The organism is Ruegeria sp. HKCCD4315, assembly GCF_013112245.1.
Taxonomy (GTDB): domain Bacteria; phylum Pseudomonadota; class Alphaproteobacteria; order Rhodobacterales; family Rhodobacteraceae; genus Ruegeria.
Genome location: NZ_WVRN01000001.1, coordinates 3475487 through 3496621, shown reverse-complemented (window position 1 = coordinate 3496621; position 21135 = coordinate 3475487). Strand labels below are relative to the sequence as shown.

Sequence of the window (21135 nt, the reverse complement as noted above, 5' to 3'; positions counted from 1 at the left end):
AGTGCTTAGTAGCGGTAGTGTTCCGGCTTGTAGGGACCTTCCGGCTTCACACCGATATAGGCAGCCTGATCGGCGTCCATCTGGGTCAGCTTCACGCCGATGCGATCCAGGTGCAGGCGGGCCACTTTCTCATCCAGATGCTTGGGCAGGATGTAGACCTCGTTGTTGTACTGATCGCCTTTGGTAAACAGCTCGATCTGCGCCAGAACCTGGTTGGTAAAGGATGCCGACATCACGAACGAGGGGTGCCCAGTGGCGTTGCCGAGGTTCAGCAGACGGCCTTCGGACAGCAGAATGATGCGGTTGCCCGAAGGCATCTCGATCATGTCCACCTGTTCCTTGATGTTGGTCCATTTGTGGTTCTTCAGGCTGGCAACCTGGATTTCATTGTCAAAGTGACCGATGTTGCCAACGATCGCCATGTCCTTCATCGCGCGCATATGCTCGATGCGGATCACGTCCTTGTTGCCGGTGGTGGTGATAAAGATATCCGCGCTGGCAACTTCGTCTTCCAACAGGGTGACTTCGAAACCGTCCATCGCAGCCTGAAGGGCGCAGATCGGGTCAACTTCGGTGACCTTCACGCGGGCACCGGCGCCGCGCAGCGAAGCGGCCGAGCCTTTGCCCACGTCGCCGTAACCGCAAACCACGGCAACCTTGCCGGCCATCATGGTGTCAGTGGCGCGACGGATGCCGTCGACCAGCGACTCTTTGCAGCCGTATTTGTTGTCAAATTTCGACTTGGTGACCGAGTCATTCACGTTGATCGCAGGGAACGGCAGGTGGCCGTCTTTCACCAGCTGATACAGGCGGTTCACACCAGTGGTGGTTTCCTCGGACACACCCTGAATTTGGTCGCGCATCTTGGTGAACCAGCCCGGCGATGCTTCCATGCGTTTGGCGATCTGCTTCTTGATCACCTCTTCCTCTTCCGAGCCCGGAACAGGGATAATGTCTTCACCCGCCTCAGCGCGAGCACCCAGCAGGATGTAAAGCGTCGCGTCGCCGCCATCATCCAGGATCATGTTCGGGCCTTCGTCGAACAGGAAGGACTTGTCCAGATAATCCCAATGCTCTTCCAGCGTCTGACCTTTGATGGCGAAAACAGGAATACCGGCCTCAGCAATCGCAGCAGCCGCGTGGTCTTGGGTCGAGAAGATGTTGCACGAGGCCCAGCGCACATCCGCGCCCAGCGCCACCAGCGTTTCGATCAGAACGGCAGTTTGGATGGTCATGTGCAGCGATCCAACGATACGCGCACCTTTCAGAGGTTTGCTTTCACCGTATTCTGCACGCAGGGACATCAGCCCCGGCATTTCGGTTTCAGCAATGTCCAATTCCTTACGACCAAACCCGGCCAGTGAAATGTCCTTAACGATATAGTCCCCAGCCATCAGGCGCTCCATTTTTCTGGTTTTACTCAGTCCCGGCTGCCCCTAGCATTCCTTGGGGCAGGTGGCAATGTCGATGAGTTGAAACCGAAGGCTAAGGGCTGATGTCAGCTTGGGGTGCCGTCAATTTTTATCTTTGGTATTGCTTCAAAAAAATCCGTGCCAACGGCAACAATACAGCTGATGCCATTCGCATTGGTGACCAGAACGGTATAACTACCGGTTTTCTTCGAGGTCCAAACCTCCATCACCGATTGCGCACCGCGCGTCTTTTGCAAGCCACCAAAGGCCAATTCCTCGGCGTAGCTTTCCTGCAATTTGGTGATGATCGATTCTCGCTCTGCGCAGTTTTGGGCAAAAGCAGGTGGGGCTGTGGCAGCCATACCAAAGGTCAATGTAATGGCGAACAAACGCTTGAACATGGCGAACTCCTTTCGTATCGCGTTTCGCTTGCGAGAGGAGCACACCGGGAGAAGCGTGTGCCCCCCTCGGTTTTAATGTCGGGATCGAGTGGTGATGTTTCAAAGCACGAACGCTCAAGAAAACGTTGGCAGCTAGTGATCCTGACAGGTACATCATAGCAGAAAAATACGATTTTTATGTGTCCGACTTCACAAGGCATGGCAAAATGGCAACACAACCCCGAGCATGGCAGAGGATGCTGTCAGGCCGCAGGCTGGACCTGCTGGACCCGACCCCAGTGGATATCGAGATCGAAGATATCGCGCACGGACTGGCCTTTGTGGCGCGCTGGAACGGTCAAACCAATGGTGATTTTGCCTATTCCGTGGCCGAGCATTCCTTGCTGGTAGAAGAGATATTTGGTCGAATTTCGCCCAAAGCGCCAATCAAATGGCGGCTGGCCGCGCTGTTACACGATGCGCCGGAATATGTGATCGGCGACATGATCTCGCCGGTCAAATCCGCCGTCGGCCCGGATTATGGCGCACTGGATGACCGTCTGGCGGCGGCGATCCACATCCGGTTCGGCTTGCCTGCCGAAGTTCCGAAGACGGTGAAACGGCAGATTAAGAAGGCAGACAAGATCAGCGCATGGATGGAGGCGACGCAGATTGCGGGCTTTTCAGAGGCCGAGGCCACCAAGTTTTTTGGTCGTCCGGACAAAGCAGTAATGGAAGGACTGACTATTACCTTGCGCCCGCCAATTGAGGTGCGGCAAGCCTATACCGCACGGCATGAAGACCTGCTGTCACAGCTGTAGCAGGCGGTTCGAGCGACAAATGGTGGTAAAGAGATGAAGAAACAGATGGGAATCCAGCTTCTACTGCTCACTAATCTGCTTCTGTTTTTGACTCTTACTGCCGTTTTGATCAAAACCGGATACCTTTCAAAAACAATCCGCAAATTCAGCGGAGCTTCCATTCCCGTAACTGAAACCAATCACTACAAGCGTATGGTCTGGTTGCACGAACGGCCAACTTCTCAGGCATTGGCTTCACCCGATATTCAAATCGCTTTTATCGGCGATTCCATCATTGAAGGGTGGCTGACCAGTAACGTGGTCAAAAACTCTCTGAACCTGGGGATTAGCCGTGACACAACGCCGGGTCTGATTGCAAGGGTTAACCCAGAACTCATAGCGCATATTCCGGTCTGGTATCTGGCGATCGGCGTCAATGATGCAATGACTAACACTCCCGTGGAAGAGGTTCCGGGCTTTGTCGCGCAGCTTGCGGACACTTTTGCACCCGCCAACACATTGATCTGGAGCGCTGTTCTGCCCGTTAAAGACGCAACCTGGACGCCCGAGAACGAGGCGTTCCGATCCGCTTTTAACGCTGCTGCACAACAAGCCTGTGCAAACATGAAGACCTGTACCTTTCTCGCACCGCCACTTGAATACGGTGATAACGTCCGCGACTGGACATCAGACGGGTTGCATCCCAATGCACTCGGGTACGCGCATCTCGCCCGACAGCTCTGTGCTCACGTTCCGTGCCAATCAAATCAACCGTGACAAAGATCAGTCAGCGCTTTGGTCTGTGTGCTAAGACAAAGACGCCCCTAACGCGGGCTGCGCTTTGCGAAAATCCACTGCAACGTCCGACGATGCATGTTCAGACATCGTGTCGTCTCGGACGAACTACCCAAGCTCAGTATTAAACACTTCGGTTTTTTAGTCGTCTTCGGGACCCGCTATTGTCTTAACGACGCAACAGAGAACCGGCGAAATCTTGCCGCGTATTTGCAGACCTCTTTTCACAGCCCGCACGTTAGCCCTAAAACTCACATGTCTTCGAATGGGCAGTGAAGATTCTTGAACACAGGCATACGCAAAACAGACACGAATTGGCCGCGTTTGTCCGGCACAACCCGAGCCGCAATTGCGGTGGGGTTTTTGAGTCTGATTTCTGCGTGCGCCCACGGCCCAACCGATGCGCAGCTTGACCCGGACCGTCAGTTGATGGCGCTACGCGAGGTCTCGCAAAAGCAGTCCCGCGGGCAAAGGGTGTGGTGCGTGCCCTATGCGCGCAACCTCAGCGGTATCGAAATTCGTGGAAACGCCAAGGATTGGTGGGGCAAGGCGCGCAGTGCGTTTGATCGGGGCAACGAGCCGGTTGTTGGTTCTGTCATGTCGTTTCGGGCAACACGCGGGATGCCACTTGGCCATGTGGCTGTCGTATCCGATGTTGTCACCGAGCGCGAAGTCATCGTGAACCACGCCAATTGGCACCGCAACAAAGTGTCATTGAAGATGGGCGTCAGAGACGTGTCCAAAAACAATGACTGGACGCTGGTACGGGTCGAAAGCCTTCCGGGTCAATATGGCAGCTTGTACCCGGTAAACGGGTTCATTTATCCGAATCCTGACGCGCAGCCCTAATTTGGATCCTCCGAAGAGGACCCTGATCGGACCGAACCCAACGGCTTTTCTCTATCTGGGGCTGCGCTTTGCCAAAATCCGCTGCAACGTCCGGCGGTGCATGTTCAACCGTCGCGCCGTCTCCGAGACGTTCCGATCACATAGCTCATAAACCCGCTGGATGTGTTCCCAGCGCACGCGATCTGCGCTCATGGGGTTTTCCGGCGGCGGCGGCAGTTCATCGCCCTTGGCCAGCAGCGCGTTGGTAATGTCAGTCGCATCGGCGGGTTTGGACAGATAATCTGTTGCACCGATCTTCACGGCGGCCACGGCAGTCGCAATTGCGCCATAGCCCGTCAGAACCACGACCCGGCTGTCCGGGCGTTTTTCGCGCAGCACTTCAACCACGTCCAGGCCGTTGCCATCCTCAAGCCGCAGGTCAACCACGGCATAAGCCGGGGGGCGTGCAGTAGAAATAGCGCGGCCTGCTGCGACGGATCCGGCGGTTTCAACTTCGAACCCACGCTTTTCCATGGCCTTGGCCAAACGTCTCAGAAACGGCTCGTCATCATCCACCAGAAGCAGGGATTTATCAGGGCCAATATCAAGCTGAGAACTGTCTGCCATACTTAGGTCTTTCTGCTATTTCATGCCGTTGGCTTGAACATGAGTAATAGCAGCGCGGGAACAAAGGTCAAACAACCTTGTTACGAAGCGGCCTGATCCAAAAAGCATCCGACCTTGTCCGCCATTTGCTCGGCCGTGTCATCGCGCTTGAAAAATTCAAGAAAACCATGCTCGGGCGTGACCAGATATGTGAAGGTGGAGTGATCGACCAAATAGTACTCGTCGCTTTTGTCATGCGCCTTGTAATAGGTCTTGTAAGCCTTGCTTGCCGCCTTCACTTGCTCGGGCGAGCCTGTCAGCGCGATGGTCTTGCCCCCTAGGTTGAAGGCATAGTCATCCACCACCTCTGGCGTGTCACGTTCGGGGTCGATTGAAATGAACAGCGGCGTCGTGGAATACCCGCGCTCGGCCAAGATATCCACGGCGTCAGCATTGCGCGACATGTCAAAAGGACAGACATCCGGGCAGAACGTGTAGCCGAAATAAACCAGCGTCGGCTCGGTGATCACATCTGCGTCAGTCACCGTTTCGCCCTTGCCATTGACCAGCTCAAACGGCCCACCGATAGTGGCCGCTCCCCCTGCGATCTGGCTGGACCGGCACTGCGCAAACTGGTCATCAGAACCGCTGCCCCGCGTCAAAAGCCACATGGCCCCAAGGCCAATTGCCAATACAACAGTTGCGAGAATTGCGTATAGACGGGTCATTTCAGTGTTCCGGTCACAAGGGGGTTGTTGATCGTTTCGGCCGGGACACCTATCAAGATGATCAGCCTTTGCAACAGGACATAAGGAACCGATGGCAGAATCCAACCAGACTTTTTGGCGCGGCCAGGAACGGAGCAGCTGGATTCGCCTGCGCACTCTGATCCTGTTGCGATGGGTGGCCATCATTGGCCAATTCACAGCCATTACTGTTGCCCAGCAATATTACGATGTGCAGTTGCAGCTGGGCCTGTGCTATCTGGCCATCGGCATTTCGGTCATGGGCAACCTGACGGCCATCCTTTTGTTCCCACAGAACAAGCGTCTGACCGAGTTTGAAAATTTTTTGATGGTTCTGTTTGACCTCTTGCAGTTGTCCATATTGCTGTACCTGACCGGTGGGCTGAACAATCCGTTTGCGCTTCTGCTGTTGGGTCCAGTCACGATCTCGGCCAATGTCATGAGCACGCGTTCGACCCTGATCGTTGGCGCGGTGGCGATTGTGCTGACGACCCTGCTGGCCGAGTTCCATCTGCCACTGCGCACCAGCCTGGGGCTGGTTCTGGATATTCCGGATATTCTTCTGTTCGGCAATTGGGCCGCGATCGTCATCGCTATTGTTTTTATCGGAGCTTATTCCCACCGCGTCAGCGCTGAGGTTCAGTCCATGTCTGAAGCATTGGCTGCGACGCACATGGCCCTGGCGCGTGAACAGAAGTTGACTGATTTGGGTGGCGTTGTTGCGGCCGCCGCGCACGAGTTGGGCACGCCGCTGGCGACAATCAAACTGACCAGCGCGGAACTGATCGAGGAACTGGACGACCACCCCGACCTCAAGGAAGACGCCGCTTTGATCCGCGAGCAGGCCGACCGGTGCCGGGACATTCTAAGGGACATGGGCCGGGCTGGTAAGGACGACCTTCATTTGCGGCAGGCCCCGCTTTCGACCGTGGTGAATGAAGCCGCAGAACCACATGTCGGCCGCGGTAAAGAGGTCCACTTTTACGAAGGGCCGGCGCAGGACGGGGATGTGCAACAGCCTTCAATCCTGCGAAAGCCTGAAATCATCCACGGATTGCGAAACCTGATTCAGAATGCAGTGGATTTTGCACGGTATAATGTCTGGGTCGAGGCTGAATGGACCGACAACCTTATCACCGTCAGTATTATGGACGACGGACGCGGATATCCATCTCATATGATTGGTCGCATCGGTGATCCCTTTATGCGACGCAGGCGGGCAGAAACGGACCAGAAGGCCCGCCCTGAATATGAAGGCATGGGCCTTGGCCTGTTCATCGCCAAAACCTTGCTGGAACGCAGTGGTGCTGAATTGGAGTTCGCCAATGGCGCTGATCCCTATCAACGCCTGACTGACGACCCCGCACGCAGAGGCGCCATTGTCAAAGTCTCCTGGCCACGCAAGCTGATTGACGCACAAAAAGGCGATACGCCTGTCCCATCGGGTCTGAACGAACGCATTCAGGTGTGAGTTAAGAGACCGTTAACCAATCATGCTCATAGTCCAAGCGGGTTGGAGTCTGCTTTGGGGAACACAATGGCCGATTGGATCATTCTGGCCGCGATCAGCATTGTCTCGGGCTGTTTTGCCGTTCAGTGGCTCTTACCGCGTCGTGCGCAAAGGGACTTTGCGTTTGGGCTATTTTCAAACACCTCATTGTTTGACGCAGTGTTTCTGTTCGACGAAGAAAGGCTGATCAGCCATTCCGACATCGCCCTGGCGGGTTTCGAACATGTGAGAAACTGGGCCGACTTGCGCCGATTGCTACAAAGGGATTTCCCGACCTTTCCGGAATCTCCGGGCGCTGTGCGCGATAAGGGATATGTTGTGGTGTCTCCTATCGACTGCACTGTCGAGCGCGATGTTCTTTGCGAGTGGATTGACGGAATTGTCCGTGTCCGCCTGCGTGAAGCTGCCAAGGCCAAGCCCGCAGGGTCAGAAGCGCAGAACGATCCAACCCGGCTGGCCATGGATCAGGCCCCATACCCAGTGTGGCTGCTGGGTCAGAACAACCGGGTGCAATGGTGCAACGCCGCCTATGTCACACTCGTGCGCAAAGCACGCGATCAGGACACCGACCTGACCGACCCCTTATTCCCTTCAACGCCCGAGGAACGATCCGTTGGAAAGACCAGAGTGTCTGTTGAAGTTTCAGGCAGCTGTAACAAGCTTTGGTTCGATCTGACTCAGGTAGAACACGCGTCCGGCCACCTGTGTTATGCCGTCGACATCAACGCCATCGTCCAAGCAGAAACCGCCCAGCGCAAATTTGTCCAGACGATGACCAAGACCTTTGCGCAGCTATCAATCGGCTTGGCCATTTTCGATCGCAACAGGCAACTTGCACTGTTCAATCCAGCTTTGATCGACCTGACCACCCTACCGCCAGATTTTCTAAGCTGTCGTCCGAGTCTAAGCAGCTTTTTCGACCGCCTTCGGGATCAGCACATGATGCCCGAGCCCAAGAACTATCGCAGTTGGCGGCGCCAGATGAATGACCTTCTCGAGGCTGCAGAAGATGGAAACTATCACGAGACATGGTCGCTCCCATCCGGTTCAGTCTATTCGGTCAGTGGTCGACCACATCCCGACGGGGCCGTGGCGTTCTTGTTTGAGGACATCACAGCCGAGATCACCCTGACGCGCCGCTTTCGGTCTGAAATGGACCTTATGCAGTCCATACTGGACAAGCTTGCAGATGGAATAGCCGTGTTTGCAGATGACGGCACCCTGGCATTGACCAACTACGCGTATCAAAAACTTTGGGGTGACGCAGAAGATGCCGGTTTTCAAACTGACACGGCCACAGATGTCACACGACGCTGGCAGGATCTCTGTCTTGCAACCCCGATACTGGGCGAGATCAGGGATTTCTTGGAAATGCGTGATGATCGGGCTGAATGGACGGCTGAAATTCATTTGAGAACCGGTACCCCTATTCAATGCACGGTCACTCCGCTCCAGAACGGCGCGACCATAGTTCGTTTTTCCATTTCTAGAATCCCGTCGAAAATCCAGCAGATAGAACAGATCAGCGCCTGAACCGGGTTGCAGCCCGTCAGACGCAAGGCCATTGTGGCGCCATGACGACAAAGCCGCGATCCCTGACGTTTCAGTCCCCCGAAGAAACCGCCAATTTCGCCGAGCGTATTGGTGCAAACCTGCAATCGGGCGATGTTGTGTTGTTGGAAGGTGAGATCGGCAGCGGCAAGACACATTTTGCGCGCGCGCTTATTCAGTCGCTCATGTCTGAGCCCGAAGATGTCCCTTCGCCTACGTTTACCTTGGTGCAGGTCTACGATACGCCAATTGGTGAAATCTGGCACAGCGATCTCTATCGTCTGAGTGCGGTAGACGAGGTTGAGGAACTGGGCCTGATTGACGCTTTCGAAACCGCTATCTGCCTTGTCGAATGGCCTGACAAACTTGGTCCACTTACACCAGGTGCCGCTTTGAGATTGACCTTTGAAACAGACCCTAACACAGAAGATTTGCGCCATCTGACCCTATCATGGCTTGATCCGAAATGGACAAAGAAACTGGAGACCTTCGGATGACAAACAGGACGGTCCTTGCCGAGGCCCTGATTGCTCAAACCCAATGGGCTGAGGCCACCCGTGCACCGCTAGCGGGCGACGCTTCGGACCGCCGCTACGAACGGCTGACCGACCAGGCCAGCGGACAAACGGCCGTTTTGATGGATGCACCACCTGAAAAATGCGAGGATGTCGAGGACTTTGTGCGCATCGGGAATTACCTGCGTTCGGTTGGCCTGAGCGCGCCTGAGATCTACGCAGAAGATGCGCAATACGGTTTTCTGTTGCTGGAAGATTTGGGTGACGATCTTTTTAGCCGGGTGCTGGCAAAGGATCCTTCGAAGGAACGTGTTTTGTATGAAGCGGCAACAGACGTTTTGCTGCACCTGCATCAAGCGCCGTCTTTGTCTTTGACATCCTTTGACCCGCCGCTGATGACCGAACTGTGCACGCTGGCCTTTACAAGTTACGCGGCCGGAATTGTGGGGTCTTACGACGCACGTGCACTAAGCCGGTTTGAACACCGTTTCGCGGATGTTCTGCACCGCGAAACATCAGGTGCGAAAGTGGTCGCGCTCAGGGACTATCACGCGGAAAATCTGATTTGGCTCCCGGATCGCGACGGGCTAAAACGCGTTGGCCTGCTGGACTTCCAATCAGCCGTTCTGGCGCATCCCGCCTATGATCTGGTCTCCTTGCTGCAGGACATTCGCCGCAAGGTCTCTCCCGGGGTCGAAATGCAGATGATCAATCGGTATATTGCGGCCTCTGGCATGGACGATCACGATTTTCGCACCGCTTACAGCGTGCTGGGCGCACAACGGAACCTGCGCATTTTAGGTGTGTTCGCACGCCTTGCCACGGACTTTGGCAAACCGCACTACGTGGACATGATACCAGCGGTCTGGGACCATCTGATGCGCGATCTGGATCATCCGGCCCTGGTGTCGATCGCACCGTTGCTGCACGAGGCTTTGCCCAGCCCAACCCCCGAAAACTTGAACAAGCTGAGGGTGCAATGACCGGTTCACCCTTTGGCGTGATGCTGTTTGCAGCAGGGTTTGGCACACGTATGGGCGCTTTGACCAAGGACCGTCCCAAGCCGTTGATCAACGTGTCCGGGCGTCCTCTGATTGATCACGCGCTGGATCTTGTTTACGAACTTGACCCTGTGCGCATCGTGGCGAACGTGCATTACCACGCCGATCAACTGTATGCGCATCTCAACCCCAAAGGGGTATTAATCTCACGCGAAGAGCCAGAGATTCTGGAAACCGGCGGCGGATTAAGAGCCGCCCTGCCCTTGTTGGGCACCGACCCCGTTTTCACACTGAACACCGACGCCATCTGGTCGGGGCCAAACCCTCTGACCCTGTTGCAGAAAGCGTGGGATCCGACCCGTATGGATGCGCTTTTGATGTGTGTTCCTATTGCCCAAGCCACTGGTCACACGGGGGACGGAGATTTCTCGGCCGACGCGGACGGGCGTATCACGCGCGGGCCGGGTTTGGTCTATGGGGGGGCGCAGATTATCAAAACGGATGGACTGCAGGCATTCCCGCAATCCGCGTTCTCGTTGAATCTGCTTTGGAACCAGATGCACGATCAAAATCGCCTGTTTGCTATAGAGTATCCGGGGCGATGGTGTGACGTCGGTCGCCCTGAAGGGATCGCCCTGGCCGAAGGTCTGCTGACAGATGTTTGAACCCAGCACCCTGCCCCGTGTCTTTGCTGTGCCGCCCGGCACAGATTTCCCGAAAGCACTGGTGGATGGCCTGCGGCAGCGCTGCTCTGGCCCGCCAGAAGCCTTGGCGCGGGTGGAATTGGTTCTGAATACAAGGCGTATGGAACGGCGCGTTCGCGAGCTGTTCAATCAAGGGTCGCCCTGCCTGCTGCCACGCCTGTCGCTGGTCACGGATTTGGGGGAAAGCGTTGATTTGGCAAAGATTCCCCCTGCCATTCCACCGCTTCGACGACGTCTGGAACTCACGCAGCTGGTGGCCAAACTGCTGGAGCAACAGCCGGATCTGGCGGCGCGCTCTTCGGTCTTCGACCTCTCGGACAGCTTGGCGGCCCTCATTGATGAAATGCAGGGCGAAAGTGTGTCGCCCGAGGCCATTCGGCAGTTGGATGTCAGCGACATGTCGGGGCATTGGGCACGAGCGCAGGCTTTCATTGGCATTGCAGACCACTTCATCGATACCGGCGCACAAACGATGGATGCACAAGCCCGCCAACGCCGCGTTGTCGAAAACCTGATCGCGCGCTGGCAGGAGAATCCTCCGCAGCACCCAGTCATTCTGGCAGGCTCCACCGGGTCGCGCGGAACAACCTTGATGCTGATGGAGGCCATAGCGCGACTGTCACAAGGGGCACTGGTTCTGCCGGGCTATGACTTCGACCAGCCCGATCATGTATGGCAAGGGTTGGACGATGCACTGACATCGGAAGACCACCCACAATACCGGTTCCGCAAACTCATGCGTGCGCTGGATCTTGCGCCTGATCAGGTTGCTGCATGGACTGACTTGTCCTCGCCTTCACGCGCGCGCAACCGTTTGGTTTCGCTCGCTTTACGCCCGGCACCGGTAACTGACGCCTGGATGACCGAAGGGCCTGAACTTACCGACCTGGAGGGTGCAACCAAAGCCCTGACTCTGGTCGAGGCGCAATCGCCCCGCGCCGAAGCTTTGACCATCGCCTTGCGCCTGCGACAAGCCGCTGAAGACGGTCAAACCGCTGCCCTGATCACACCGGATCGCATGTTGACCCGTCAGGTCAGCGCCGCACTCGATCGGTGGAATATCCTACCGGATGACAGTGCGGGCTTGCCTCTGCAACTCTCACCGCCCGGTCGTTTTCTGCGCCATGTGGCCAACTTGTTCACGCGCCGCCTTGAAGGCGAGGCGTTGCTGACGCTGCTGAAACACCCGCTGTGCCATGACGGCGGTGAGCGTGGCACTCATCTGTTGCATACGCGTGATCTGGAGCTGGACCTTCGCCGCCATGGCCCGCCATTCCCCGACAGTATCAGCCTGACGGCATTTGCGATCCGCAAAGAAGCACCTGAAAGCTGGGTCAAATGGGTCGTACATCACCTTTGCGACCAGCAAATCAGCGGCGAGCTGCATCTTTCCGACTGGGTAGACCGGCTGACTACACTGGCCGAAGCGATCTCGGCTGGCAGCACAGGTGAAACCGGCACGCTTTGGGACAAAAACGCAGGTCAAAAGGCGCTGGCGGTCGTGAACTCTCTCAGAGATGAAGCGCAGCATGGTGGCCCGATGACGGCACATGATTTCGCCGATTTTCTGGGCGCGCTTTTGGCCAGCGAAGAGGTTCGTGATCGCGATGCCCCGCATCCACATATCATGATCTGGGGTACCCTTGAGGCGCGAGTGCAAGGTGCCGACCTGCTGATTCTGGGCGGTTTGAATGAAGGAAGCTGGCCCGAGGCCCCGTCGCCAGATCCGTGGCTGAACCGCCAGATGCGCGACAAGGCCGGGTTGCTGCTGCCTGAACGTCGGATCGGTTTGTCGGCACATGATTTCCAGCAAGCCGTCGGCGCGCCCGAGGTTTGGCTGACCCGCGCGACCCGCTCGGATGACGCGGAAACGGTGCCGTCGCGCTGGCTCAACCGGCTGACAAACCTGTTGCAAGGGTTGCCGGAGCAGGGCGGTCGCAACGCTCTGGAAGAAATGGGTGCGCGTGGTCAGCGCTGGCTGGACTGGTCAGAAGCTTTGGAAGAAGCGCCACGCATTGAACCCGCGCCTCGCCCGTCGCCTCGCCCGCCGGTCGCTGCACGCCCACGTCGCTTGTCAGTGACCGAAATCAAGCGGCTGATCCGCGATCCTTATGCGATCTATGCCAAACACGTGTTGCGCCTGAAACCGCTTGACCCCTTGGTGCAGGCCCCCGATGCCTTGCTGCGGGGCATCGTGATCCATGAAATCCTTGAACATTTCGTTAAAGACAGCGTTCTCGACAGCGCTTTGCTGACACGTGAGAATTTCCTCAAGCGGGCGCACAGCCTTCTGGAACAGCATGTGGCCTGGCCCACCGCCCGCAAACTCTGGTTGGCCCGGTTGGAACGGATCGCAGACGAATTCCTGAGCGCTGAACTCTCGCGCCGGGGTGACGGCGGGCCAATTGCGTTTGAAGCAGCTATGAAACTGGTGCTGAACCCTCTGGATTTTACCATCGTCGGACGTGCGGACCGGATTGATCGCAACAGCTGGGGCGCGCTGCGGATCATCGATTACAAAACCGGCGCGCCGCCCACAGAAAGTCAGCAATCCAAGTTCGACAAACAGCTGCTGATCGAGGCGGCCATGGCCGAGCAGGGCGGTATCGAAGGCATTGACCCGATAGACGTAGCCGAAGCCATCTTCATCGGCATGGGCGGCAGTTACAAAGAGGTTGCCGCACCCTTGATCACAGAGCCAACCGATAAAGTTATTGCTGAATTAAAAGAGCTGATTTCAGCTTATTTAGAGCCTGATCAGGGGTTTTCATCCCGTCGGATGCTGCACAAAGACACAGATATCGGCGACTATGATCATCTGGCACGGTTCGGCGAATGGGACCGAACCGCTGAAACTTGCCCTGAGGACCTGAAATGAGCCCGCGAAACGATGCAACCGAACGGCAAGTGCAGGCGGCGCGACCGGATGCCTCAACCTGGCTGGCGGCTAACGCGGGGTCGGGTAAAACGCGGGTTCTGACCGACCGCGTGGCGCGCCTGTTGCTGGGCGGGGTCCAACCGCGGCACATTCTGTGCCTGACCTATACCAAGGCGGCCGCCAGCGAGATGCAGAACAGATTGTTCAAGCGCCTTGGTGAGTGGGCAATGCTGGAAAATGCTGCTCTTTTGGAGCAATTGACCGATCTGGGCGTGCCCGGCGACATCGACTCGGACAGATTGGCGCAAGCCCGCACTTTGTTTGCCCGCGCCATCGAAACGCCGGGTGGTCTGAAAATCCAGACCATTCACTCGTTCTGCGCCTCGTTGCTGCGGCGGTTCCCGCTGGAGGCTGGGGTCAGCCCTCAGTTCTCCGAAATGGAAGACCGCGCAGCAGCGCTTTTGCGGGAAGAAATCGTCGAGGACTTCGCCGAAGGTCCGCAGGCCGGGTTGATTGAAGATGTAGCCCGGTTCGTGACCGATACGGGCTTTGACAAATTGACCGCCGCGATCACGCACAGGTGCAACCTGTTTGCACTGCCATTGGGCTGGTCCGACCTATTGAAACGGTTCGATCTTCCGGATGGCTTTGACGAAACGGACCTGGCCGAGCGGGTGTTTCTGGGCGGCGAAGTCGAATTGATCCAGTCCATGCTGCCCGCTTTGACAGAAAGCGGCGTCAACGATGCCAAGGCAGCGGCCAAGCTGGCCAGTTTCACCGAAGCGCGATTGATGCATCTGCCGATGCTGGAGAGCGTATTCCTAACCGGAGCTAAAGCTAAGGAACCTTTCACCGCCAAGATCAACGGGTTTCCAACCAAACCCCTGCGTGAGGGCGAGCTGGCCGACCGGATGCCGCAATTGAAATCCTTCATGCTGCGGGTCGAGTCCGCGCGCGAACAGCGCCTTGCCTTGGTCGCGGCACAGAAAACCGCCGTCCTGCACCGCTTTGCCGCAGCCTTCCTGCCAGAGTACGAGCGACGCAAGCAATTGCGGGGCTGGCTGGACTTCGACGACCTGATCCTGCGCGCGCGGCAAGTGCTGAATGACCCGGCGGTGGCCGAATGGGTGCTGTATCGGTTAGACGGCGGCATCGACCATATTCTGGTGGACGAAGCACAGGACACCAGTCCGGACCAATGGGACGTGGTCGAGAAGCTGGCGCAGGAATTCACCAGCGGGGAAGGGGCCCGATCCGGGGTTGAGCGCACTATTTTTGTGGTCGGCGACAAGAAACAGTCGATCTATTCCTTTCAGGGCGCCGACCCGCAGGCGTTTGACAGAATGCAGGAAGAGTTTGGCCGGAAACTGGCTGAATCAGACTCTAAATTGCGGGATATGACGCTGGAATATTCGTTCCGCTCCTCCAGCGCCATCCTGTCTTTGGTCGATATTCTTTTTGAAAACCGGATCGAGGCAGGGTTTCACAAGGACAGCCAGCACCGTGCTTTCAAAGCTGACCTGCCAGGCCGGGTTGATCTTTGGCCTGTCGTGGAAAAGGTCGAAGAGGCCGAGGAGGGCGACTGGACCGATCCGGTGGATCGCCCCGGTGCGCGGCACCATACCGTCATTCTGGCCGAACAGGTTGCACAGTCGATCAAGGCCATGATCGAACGGGGCGAAACGATCCCTGAGGATGACAAGAACGGCACGTTTGTAAGACGAAAGGTGAAACCGGGAGATTTCCTGATCCTTGTGCAGCGGCGGTCAGACCTGTTTGCCGAAATCATCCGCGCCTGCAAATCTGCCGGGCTGCCCATCGCCGGGGCCGACCGGCTTAAGGTGGGCGCTGAACTGGCGGTCAAAGACCTCGCTGCGCTGCTGAGCTTTCTGGCCACGCCCGAAGACAGCCTGTCGCTGGCAACGGTTCTGAAATCCCCTTTGTTCGGATGGTCTGAACAGCAGCTTTTCGATCTGGCGCACCGGCGGCAGGAGCAATTCCTCTGGGCCGCGCTGCGCAAGCGGGCTGAGGAATTTCCCGAAACGCTCGCCATTTTGAACGATTTGCGCAGCCAGATCGATTTTTTGCGCCCCTATGACCTGATCGAACGCATTCTGACCCGCCATGACGGGCGGCGAAAGCTGTTAGGCCGCCTGGGGGCCGAAGCGGAAGACGGCATCAACGCGTTGCTGTCTCAGGCGCTGGCCTATGAACGAACGGATATCCCCAGCCTGACTGGGTTTTTGGTCTGGATGCAGACCGACGATCTGGAAATCAAACGGCAGATGAGCGGTTTGGGCAATATGGTCCGCGTGATGACCGTGCATGGATCAAAGGGTCTTGAGGCCCCGGTCGTGATCCTGCCGGATACCGGCAAACGCCAAGCACCGCGCGATGCCGAGATCATGGTGACCGAAGGCATTCCGCTGTGGAAAGTGTCGGCAGATGTCTCGCCCAAACTGATCGCTCAGGCGCGGGAAGAGGCGCGCACGCGTGAGGAGAATGAACGGCTCCGGCTTCTATATGTGGCTCTAACACGGGCCGAAAAGTGGTTAATCGTGGCCGCAGCCGGCGAATTGGGGAAAGACGGCAACAGCTGGTATCAAATGGTCGAGGCAGCGATGGAGAGGGCCGGAGCCGCGCAGCTGCCGGGTTCCGACATTCGCCGCCTGTCTCAGGGGGATTGGGGTGCGCTGCCTTTGGTCGATCAGCCGCAAATGGCGACTGAACGATCCGAGTTACCAGACATGTTTCGACATCCGGCACCCGAACCCGCTGAACCCACAAGCACGCTCAGCCCTTCGGATCTGGGGGGGGCCAAAGCGTTACCCGGTGATGCCGGTTTGGATGAAGACGCTGCGAAACTGCGTGGAACACGTCTGCATCTGCTGCTGGAACACTTGCCGATAGCTGAACCGGAGATTTGGCCCGAACTTTGCGCGCGGCTGCTACCCGATATGCAGGACACAGACCGGCAAGAGCTTTTGACCGAAGCCACCCGGGTTCTGACGGCTGAACCGGTGAGGGATATTTTTGCTCCTGAAACTCTGGCCGAAGTTCCAGTAACTGCAGATTTGAATGGGCAGCGCATGCATGGGGTCATCGACCGGCTCATCGTTTCGGATACGGACGTGCAAGTGATTGATTTTAAAACAAATGCAACTGTTCCAAATCGCGTTGATGACTGCCCAGAGGGCCTGTTACGCCAAATGGGGGCCTATGCGCAGGCGCTTGCTCAGATCTATCCTGACCGCAGCATTCGAACCGCCATTCTTTGGACCCGAACCGCGAACCTCATGTGGTTGCCACACGATCTTGTGACGGATGCCCTGACCCGCGCTCGGATACCTTGACCTTACCCCACGCGGCACCTACGTTCTGTTCCCGAGTTACCCCATTCAGGAGACAGAATATGTCGACCGTAGCCGTTACCGACGACACCTTTGACGCCGAAGTCAAGAACTCGACCGTTCCCGTGGTCGTGGACTTCTGGGCAGAATGGTGCGGCCCCTGCAAGCAAATCGGCCCCGCACTGGAAGAGCTGGCCGCCGAGTATGGCGACAAGGTGAAAATCGCCAAGGTGGATGTGGACAGCAACCCGAACTCTGCCGCTGCGATGGGCGTACGCGGTATCCCCGCGCTGTTCATCTTCAAGGACGGTCAGGTTGTTTCCAACCGCGCAGGTGCAGCACCCAAGGCCGCACTGCAAAGCTGGATCGACGAATCCATCTGATCTGGTCCTAGCAGAACGTTTCAAAGGCGCCTCAGATCGGGGCGCCTTTTTTGTTTTATATGTCGGAGAAACCAATGGCAAAAACGCGTGTTCTTGTAGAATTCGGCATGGGTACATCCCTGCGCCGAATGGACTATACCGAGGCGTCGTTACGGGCGATCAAGGATGCGCTGTGGCACAACTCGGTCAACATGGCCGAACTGTTCGGGTTTCCTAAAGAGGCAATGATCATCGATGCCGAAATCGGGGTGCAGAAACCAGATCAGGTGGACACTGACGCGCTGAAGGCAATCTTTCCTTATGGTCAGCCGAATATCACCGTCACCAAAGGTGGGCTGGATATCGAAAAGCCACATGGGGACGGGTGCACGGTCATCGCAAACGCCGCCCTGATCGTTTCCTTTGACATGGAGCCCGCGCAATGAGTGAAAAACGCATCATTCTGGAGATGGGAACGGGCAACGACCTATACGGTCAGGATTATACCAAAGCGGCGCGCCGCGCGGTGCAGGATGCGTTGCATCATTCATCAATCACACTGTTTTCCAAACTGGGTATTGATCATTCCCAAATGCGTGTCAGCGTGACCATTGGTGTCCAAAAGCCTGATCAGGTGGATTGTGATCTGGTTGCTGCCGATCTGCCGCGGGGCCGTGCCGAAGTACGCGCGGTCAAAGGCGGGCTGGACGTGATGGATAACGAGGCCGGCACTAAACACGTGGTTGCAACCGCAGCGGTCGAAGCATTTCTACCCGACTTGTCGGGGAAATACGTACAAAGCTGACAAAGAAAAAGCCGCTCGGGGTTCCGGGCGGCTGTTCCAATTCGGTAATCCAGACGAAGGATCAGATATTTGCGATGCTTTCGCGGGTCAGACCGATGTCTTCCAGCTGTGCGTCGCTGAGCTCCGACAGAAGGTTCCGTGTTTTACGTGCGTCGTTCCATTTCGCAACAGATTTGACGACGTTTGAGAACGCGTCCGCCACGTGCAGGATGGTAGCTGCTCCGAGCGGCGCATGAATGTTAGCTGTGGTTGCCATGTGCGCAGTCCTTAGATGTGAAACAGCCGACCCGTTGTCGGTTGTAAGCCTCATGTAGTCCCGCGCGCTTGGACTCACAATTGCTGGTCTGGTAACCCCGGATTGCATTTTCTGCATATCTTTTGGGCACTTTAAGAACGGGTTGCGCCAACACCTTACCCGGCCCATATATACCGCCAGCGAAAACGGAGACGATCATGGCAGATAACGACTTTCCCGGTTGGCACGGCACGACGATCATTGGCGTCAAAAAGAACGGTCAGGTTGTCATAGCCGGTGATGGTCAGGTCAGCCTTGGTCAGACCGTGATCAAGGGAACGGCCCGCAAAGTACGCCGTTTGTCGCCCGGCGGATTCGAGGTTGTGGCAGGTTTTGCCGGATCGACCGCAGATGCTTTCACACTGCTGGAACGTTTGGAAGCCAAGCTTGAGGCCACACCCGGCCAACTGGCCCGCGCTTCGGTCGAACTGGCCAAGGACTGGCGCACCGACAAATACCTACAAAAGCTTGAGGCGATGCTGATCGTCACCGACGGCAAGGATTTGCTGGTCATCACTGGGGCAGGGGACGTGCTGGAGCCTGAGCACAACGTGGCGGCCATCGGATCGGGCGGGAACTTTGCACTAGCCGCGGCCCGCGCGATGATGGACAGCGACAAAGAAGCCGAGCAGGTAGCGCGCAAAGCCATGGCGATTGCCGCCGATATTTGCGTTTATACAAACGGCAATCTGACGGTTGAAACCATTTCAGGCTAACAATGCCTTGATCTCTTTCCCTTTCCAGCGACGGTGCATTCCGATCAGGCCGAAGATCGCAGCGATGACCACGATGTAGTAAGGCACGCGGATGTCGATGCTCATCAACCCGCCGCCGATCAGGGACATAATCCCACCCGCCAGACAGAAGACCGCCGTGGTCACGCCCATGACCCAGCCTTGGTCCGTCTCACTGACGCTGGACGAGAACAGGCCCAGCATGGTTGGATATGCGACACCGAACAGGAAGTAAAAGAAGAAGACCGGCACATAGCTGAGCACACCGCTGGGGCTGAAGGCAAAGGCCAGGCCGCAAATCACCATCACGATGAGAGACGTATAGATGATCTGGTGTTTGCTGAAACGTTCTTGCGCGGGCTTGACGAGGAAAGTGCTCGAGAACGCCAGCGCAAAGCCGATCACCACCATGGCCATGCTGCCACCGATCACACCGTATCCAAATGCGCTCGTCAGAAAGTTGTCGACGAAAACATAGAAAGTGACGTTGGCGATCATGAAGAATGCGTAAACCGGCAGGATTTTCAGAACCATCGGATGCCCACGCACGGCGATCAGGCTGTCGGTGATATCACGTGGGCGGAATACAAAGGGTTCGCGCTCGGTCCGGGTGTCCTTGAAGAAGGTTGTGACCAGGAAGATGGCAATCAGAACCAGAACAAATGCGCCGTAGAACGGGGTTTTCAGGGTTGCGTAACTGCCCAACAAGGCCGCGTCGGACAGGACCGCTCCGATAATCGGGCCGCCCACCAGACCAAAGCTGACGCCAGTCACGATATAGCCCATGTTGCGGTCGCGGTCGGCCGCATCGGTGCTGCCATCAATCATCGCCGCCTGCGCGATGGGCTGATTGCCAGCCGTGAACCCGGTGATCGAGCGCCCGACGATCAGCAGCAACAGGCTATTCATGTAAAGCGCCGCGATGGTCAGCGCATAACCGATCAGTGCTCCACCCAGACAGACCAACAGCGCGTTCTTGCGCCCGATAGAATCCGAGACCTTCGAGACGTAAACGACCCCAAGAAACCAGGACAGGAAGAAACATCCAATCACGAGGCCATAATAAAAGTGGCGTCGCCCCACTGGTGTGCTGTCCGGCAGGAACCCGGACTTGGTCTCCATGATGAGCGAGTTGATGATTGGAAAGACCAGACCTTGCCCGATCAGGTCGACAAATACCACGAACAATAAGGTGATCTTGGCAATCTTGGTCATAAAAACGCCCCCGGTTCCAATACCTTGGGGCAAGTGTAACAGACAGTTGCTCTGTTACCTAAAGCGTTTCGGGTTTTGTCTGAATAATCCTGCGGCGCGAATGTCCTGAGAACGCTTGAAGAATGGCAGGGTATTCACGTCGCAAGTTAAAGCCGAAACGCTGTTAAGCCGTGTCAGAGGCCGGGGGGGTCGGCCTCTGACCTGAGTGGTTACTTCAGTGATGCAACGCCCAGCGGCACACCGGCGACTTCGCACCAGATGTACACTTCGTTGTAACCCGACACATCCATGGTCGGCGGCACGGCATAAGATTGCTTGCCGGTTAGGTGCAGCAGTGCGCCCAGTTTGCTGTCGGGGGCATATTTGCCATCCTTACCAAATGCGACACGCGGGTCGGGGCCGTTGTCCAGCGAGAAATCCTCGCCCAGTTCAACGATATAACGGTCGCCATCCTTGACCAGTTTCACCGAACCGGTGGTGATGTGGTTCGAGCGACCCTCGAACGAGCCTTTCTTTTTGGCGCCGCCGGCCAGGGCAGTGGTGGTACCGGCCAGGGTGAGCGCTGCGCCCGTGGCAGCAGCTTTCACAAAAAGCGATCGACGAGTCATCATGATTTGATATCTCCATTGATAGATGCAGGCAGGTTTG

At 56.8% G+C, this 21135-nt stretch carries 21 protein-coding genes and 1 pseudogene; 14 read left to right on the top strand and 8 right to left on the bottom strand.

The genetic code is table 11. From position 1 onward, the window contains the following. Window positions 1-5: 5 nt before the first annotated feature. Together ahcY and GS646_RS17345 are read right to left on the bottom strand one after the other, a co-directional pair. The gene (ahcY, locus tag GS646_RS17350; RefSeq protein WP_171093342.1) at window positions 6-1394 is read right to left on the bottom strand and encodes an adenosylhomocysteinase; all 1389 of its coding nucleotides are present in this window, start codon (window positions 1392-1394) and stop codon (window positions 6-8) included. Between the two features lie 104 nt (window positions 1395-1498). After that, window positions 1499-1813 (bottom strand): hypothetical protein, encoded by a 315-nt coding sequence (locus GS646_RS17345; RefSeq protein ID WP_171092729.1) that lies wholly within the window; start codon window positions 1811-1813, stop codon window positions 1499-1501. 206 nt (window positions 1814-2019) lie between these two features. Here GS646_RS17345 and GS646_RS17340 point away from each other — a divergent pair, with 206 nt between their 5' ends. Continuing rightward, a complete protein-coding gene (locus tag GS646_RS17340) occupies window positions 2020-2613 on the top strand; it encodes an HD domain-containing protein (RefSeq protein ID WP_171184731.1) in 594 nt (197 codons plus the stop codon). Window positions 2614-2646: 33 nt separating this feature from the next. Beyond that, window positions 2647-3369 (top strand): GDSL-type esterase/lipase family protein, encoded by a 723-nt coding sequence (locus GS646_RS17335; protein WP_171184729.1) that lies wholly within the window; start codon window positions 2647-2649, stop codon window positions 3367-3369. A gap of 47 nt (window positions 3370-3416) precedes the next feature. Here the strand turns inward: GS646_RS17335 and GS646_RS17330 are convergent. Further along, window positions 3417-3491: pseudogene (locus GS646_RS17330) on the bottom strand (two-component system response regulator); the annotation flags it as partial. Window positions 3492-3741: 250 nt separating this feature from the next. Here GS646_RS17330 and GS646_RS17325 point away from each other — a divergent pair. After that, the gene (locus GS646_RS17325; protein ID WP_371732110.1) at window positions 3742-4236 is read left to right on the top strand and encodes a CHAP domain-containing protein; all 495 of its coding nucleotides are present in this window, start codon (window positions 3742-3744) and stop codon (window positions 4234-4236) included. Window positions 4237-4287: 51 nt separating this feature from the next. On the opposite strand, the gene GS646_RS17320 is transcribed toward GS646_RS17325, so the two are convergent. Together GS646_RS17320 and GS646_RS17315 are read right to left on the bottom strand one after the other, a co-directional pair. Further along, window positions 4288-4842 (bottom strand): ActR/PrrA/RegA family redox response regulator transcription factor, encoded by a 555-nt coding sequence (locus GS646_RS17320; protein WP_050604676.1) that lies wholly within the window; start codon window positions 4840-4842, stop codon window positions 4288-4290. Between the two features lie 80 nt (window positions 4843-4922). Next, entirely contained in the window at window positions 4923-5549 is a 627-nt protein-coding gene (locus GS646_RS17315; RefSeq protein WP_171184727.1) for an SCO family protein, read from the bottom strand. 91 nt (window positions 5550-5640) lie between these two features. Between GS646_RS17315 and regB the strand changes: the two genes are divergently transcribed. The 10 genes from regB (at window position 5641) to GS646_RS17265 (ending at window position 18243) form a co-directional block, all read left to right on the top strand. Then, window positions 5641-7038, top strand: a complete 1398-nt coding sequence (regB, locus tag GS646_RS17310) for a sensor histidine kinase RegB (RefSeq protein ID WP_171092738.1) — start codon at window positions 5641-5643, stop codon at window positions 7036-7038. Window positions 7039-7104: 66 nt separating this feature from the next. Then, window positions 7105-8610, top strand: a complete 1506-nt coding sequence (locus tag GS646_RS17305; RefSeq protein WP_171184725.1) for a PAS-domain containing protein — start codon at window positions 7105-7107, stop codon at window positions 8608-8610. Between the two features lie 41 nt (window positions 8611-8651). Continuing rightward, complete coding sequence (gene tsaE, locus GS646_RS17300) at window positions 8652-9125, top strand: tRNA (adenosine(37)-N6)-threonylcarbamoyltransferase complex ATPase subunit type 1 TsaE (protein ID WP_171648158.1); 474 nt, start codon at window positions 8652-8654, stop codon at window positions 9123-9125. Further along, on the top strand, window positions 9122-10126 hold the full coding sequence (locus GS646_RS17295; RefSeq protein WP_171184720.1) for an aminoglycoside phosphotransferase family protein: 1005 nt from the start codon (window positions 9122-9124) through the stop codon (window positions 10124-10126). Before tsaE ends, GS646_RS17295 begins: the two co-directional genes overlap by 4 nt. After that, complete coding sequence (locus tag GS646_RS17290; protein WP_171184718.1) at window positions 10123-10809, top strand: nucleotidyltransferase family protein; 687 nt, start codon at window positions 10123-10125, stop codon at window positions 10807-10809. The genes GS646_RS17295 and GS646_RS17290 overlap by 4 nt, the downstream gene beginning before the upstream one ends. Further along, window positions 10802-13726: a double-strand break repair protein AddB gene (gene addB, locus GS646_RS17285; RefSeq protein WP_171184716.1), complete on the top strand. Its 2925-nt coding sequence runs from the start codon at window positions 10802-10804 to the stop codon at window positions 13724-13726. The genes GS646_RS17290 and addB overlap by 8 nt, the downstream gene beginning before the upstream one ends. After that, window positions 13723-17079 carry a double-strand break repair helicase AddA gene (addA, locus tag GS646_RS17280; RefSeq protein WP_171648160.1) on the top strand — a complete coding sequence of 1119 codons (3357 nt, stop codon included), beginning with the start codon at window positions 13723-13725 and terminating at the stop codon, window positions 17077-17079. Before addB ends, addA begins: the two co-directional genes overlap by 4 nt. A 59-nt stretch (window positions 17080-17138) precedes the next feature. Beyond that, window positions 17139-17459 (top strand): thioredoxin, encoded by a 321-nt coding sequence (gene trxA, locus GS646_RS17275; protein WP_152459632.1) that lies wholly within the window; start codon window positions 17139-17141, stop codon window positions 17457-17459. Window positions 17460-17533: 74 nt separating this feature from the next. After that, window positions 17534-17884, top strand: a complete 351-nt coding sequence (locus GS646_RS17270) for a Lin0512 family protein (protein ID WP_171648162.1) — start codon at window positions 17534-17536, stop codon at window positions 17882-17884. Further along, complete coding sequence (locus GS646_RS17265) at window positions 17881-18243, top strand: Lin0512 family protein (protein ID WP_171184710.1); 363 nt, start codon at window positions 17881-17883, stop codon at window positions 18241-18243. The genes GS646_RS17270 and GS646_RS17265 overlap by 4 nt, the downstream gene beginning before the upstream one ends. A gap of 61 nt (window positions 18244-18304) precedes the next feature. On the opposite strand, the gene GS646_RS17260 is transcribed toward GS646_RS17265, so the two are convergent. Next, window positions 18305-18499 carry a DUF1127 domain-containing protein gene (locus GS646_RS17260; protein ID WP_171092756.1) on the bottom strand — a complete coding sequence of 65 codons (195 nt, stop codon included), beginning with the start codon at window positions 18497-18499 and terminating at the stop codon, window positions 18305-18307. Between the two features lie 197 nt (window positions 18500-18696). Between GS646_RS17260 and hslV the strand changes: the two genes are divergently transcribed. Then, window positions 18697-19254 (top strand): ATP-dependent protease subunit HslV, encoded by a 558-nt coding sequence (gene hslV / locus GS646_RS17255; RefSeq protein ID WP_171184709.1) that lies wholly within the window; start codon window positions 18697-18699, stop codon window positions 19252-19254. On the opposite strand, the gene GS646_RS17250 is transcribed toward hslV, so the two are convergent. Both GS646_RS17250 and GS646_RS17245 read right to left on the bottom strand, forming a co-directional pair. Next, on the bottom strand, window positions 19246-20487 hold the full coding sequence (locus GS646_RS17250; RefSeq protein WP_171184707.1) for an MFS transporter: 1242 nt from the start codon (window positions 20485-20487) through the stop codon (window positions 19246-19248). The two genes, hslV and GS646_RS17250, sit on opposite strands and share 9 nt — an antisense overlap. Before the next feature lie 209 nt (window positions 20488-20696). After that, entirely contained in the window at window positions 20697-21098 is a 402-nt protein-coding gene (locus GS646_RS17245; RefSeq protein ID WP_171092762.1) for a DM13 domain-containing protein, read from the bottom strand. Window positions 21099-21135 lie beyond the last annotated feature (37 nt).

Bases quoted from the DNA above. Each gene is read 5' to 3' on its own strand.
- GS646_RS17295 (WP_171184720.1), top strand. From the start codon at position 9,122: ATGACAAACAGGACGGTCCTTGCCGAGGCCCTGATTGCTCAAACCCAA.
- GS646_RS17260 (WP_171092756.1), bottom strand. From the start codon at position 18,499: ATGGCAACCACAGCTAACATTCATGCGCCGCTCGGAGCAGCTACCATC.
- addA (WP_171648160.1), top strand. From the start codon at position 13,723: ATGAGCCCGCGAAACGATGCAACCGAACGGCAAGTGCAGGCGGCGCGA.
- GS646_RS17250 (WP_171184707.1), bottom strand. From the start codon at position 20,487: ATGACCAAGATTGCCAAGATCACCTTATTGTTCGTGGTATTTGTCGAC.
- trxA (WP_152459632.1), top strand. From the start codon at position 17,139: ATGTCGACCGTAGCCGTTACCGACGACACCTTTGACGCCGAAGTCAAG.
- addB (WP_171184716.1), top strand. From the start codon at position 10,802: ATGTTTGAACCCAGCACCCTGCCCCGTGTCTTTGCTGTGCCGCCCGGC.
- GS646_RS17335 (WP_171184729.1), top strand. From the start codon at position 2,647: ATGAAGAAACAGATGGGAATCCAGCTTCTACTGCTCACTAATCTGCTT.
- ahcY (WP_171093342.1), bottom strand. From the start codon at position 1,394: ATGGCTGGGGACTATATCGTTAAGGACATTTCACTGGCCGGGTTTGGT.
- GS646_RS17340 (WP_171184731.1), top strand. From the start codon at position 2,020: ATGGCAACACAACCCCGAGCATGGCAGAGGATGCTGTCAGGCCGCAGG.
- GS646_RS17270 (WP_171648162.1), top strand. From the start codon at position 17,534: ATGGCAAAAACGCGTGTTCTTGTAGAATTCGGCATGGGTACATCCCTG.
- GS646_RS17265 (WP_171184710.1), top strand. From the start codon at position 17,881: ATGAGTGAAAAACGCATCATTCTGGAGATGGGAACGGGCAACGACCTA.
- GS646_RS17315 (WP_171184727.1), bottom strand. From the start codon at position 5,549: ATGACCCGTCTATACGCAATTCTCGCAACTGTTGTATTGGCAATTGGC.
- tsaE (WP_171648158.1), top strand. From the start codon at position 8,652: ATGACGACAAAGCCGCGATCCCTGACGTTTCAGTCCCCCGAAGAAACC.
- GS646_RS17345 (WP_171092729.1), bottom strand. From the start codon at position 1,813: ATGTTCAAGCGTTTGTTCGCCATTACATTGACCTTTGGTATGGCTGCC.
- GS646_RS17245 (WP_171092762.1), bottom strand. From the start codon at position 21,098: ATGATGACTCGTCGATCGCTTTTTGTGAAAGCTGCTGCCACGGGCGCA.
- GS646_RS17320 (WP_050604676.1), bottom strand. From the start codon at position 4,842: ATGGCAGACAGTTCTCAGCTTGATATTGGCCCTGATAAATCCCTGCTT.
- regB (WP_171092738.1), top strand. From the start codon at position 5,641: ATGGCAGAATCCAACCAGACTTTTTGGCGCGGCCAGGAACGGAGCAGC.
- GS646_RS17305 (WP_171184725.1), top strand. From the start codon at position 7,105: ATGGCCGATTGGATCATTCTGGCCGCGATCAGCATTGTCTCGGGCTGT.
- hslV (WP_171184709.1), top strand. From the start codon at position 18,697: ATGGCAGATAACGACTTTCCCGGTTGGCACGGCACGACGATCATTGGC.
- GS646_RS17290 (WP_171184718.1), top strand. From the start codon at position 10,123: ATGACCGGTTCACCCTTTGGCGTGATGCTGTTTGCAGCAGGGTTTGGC.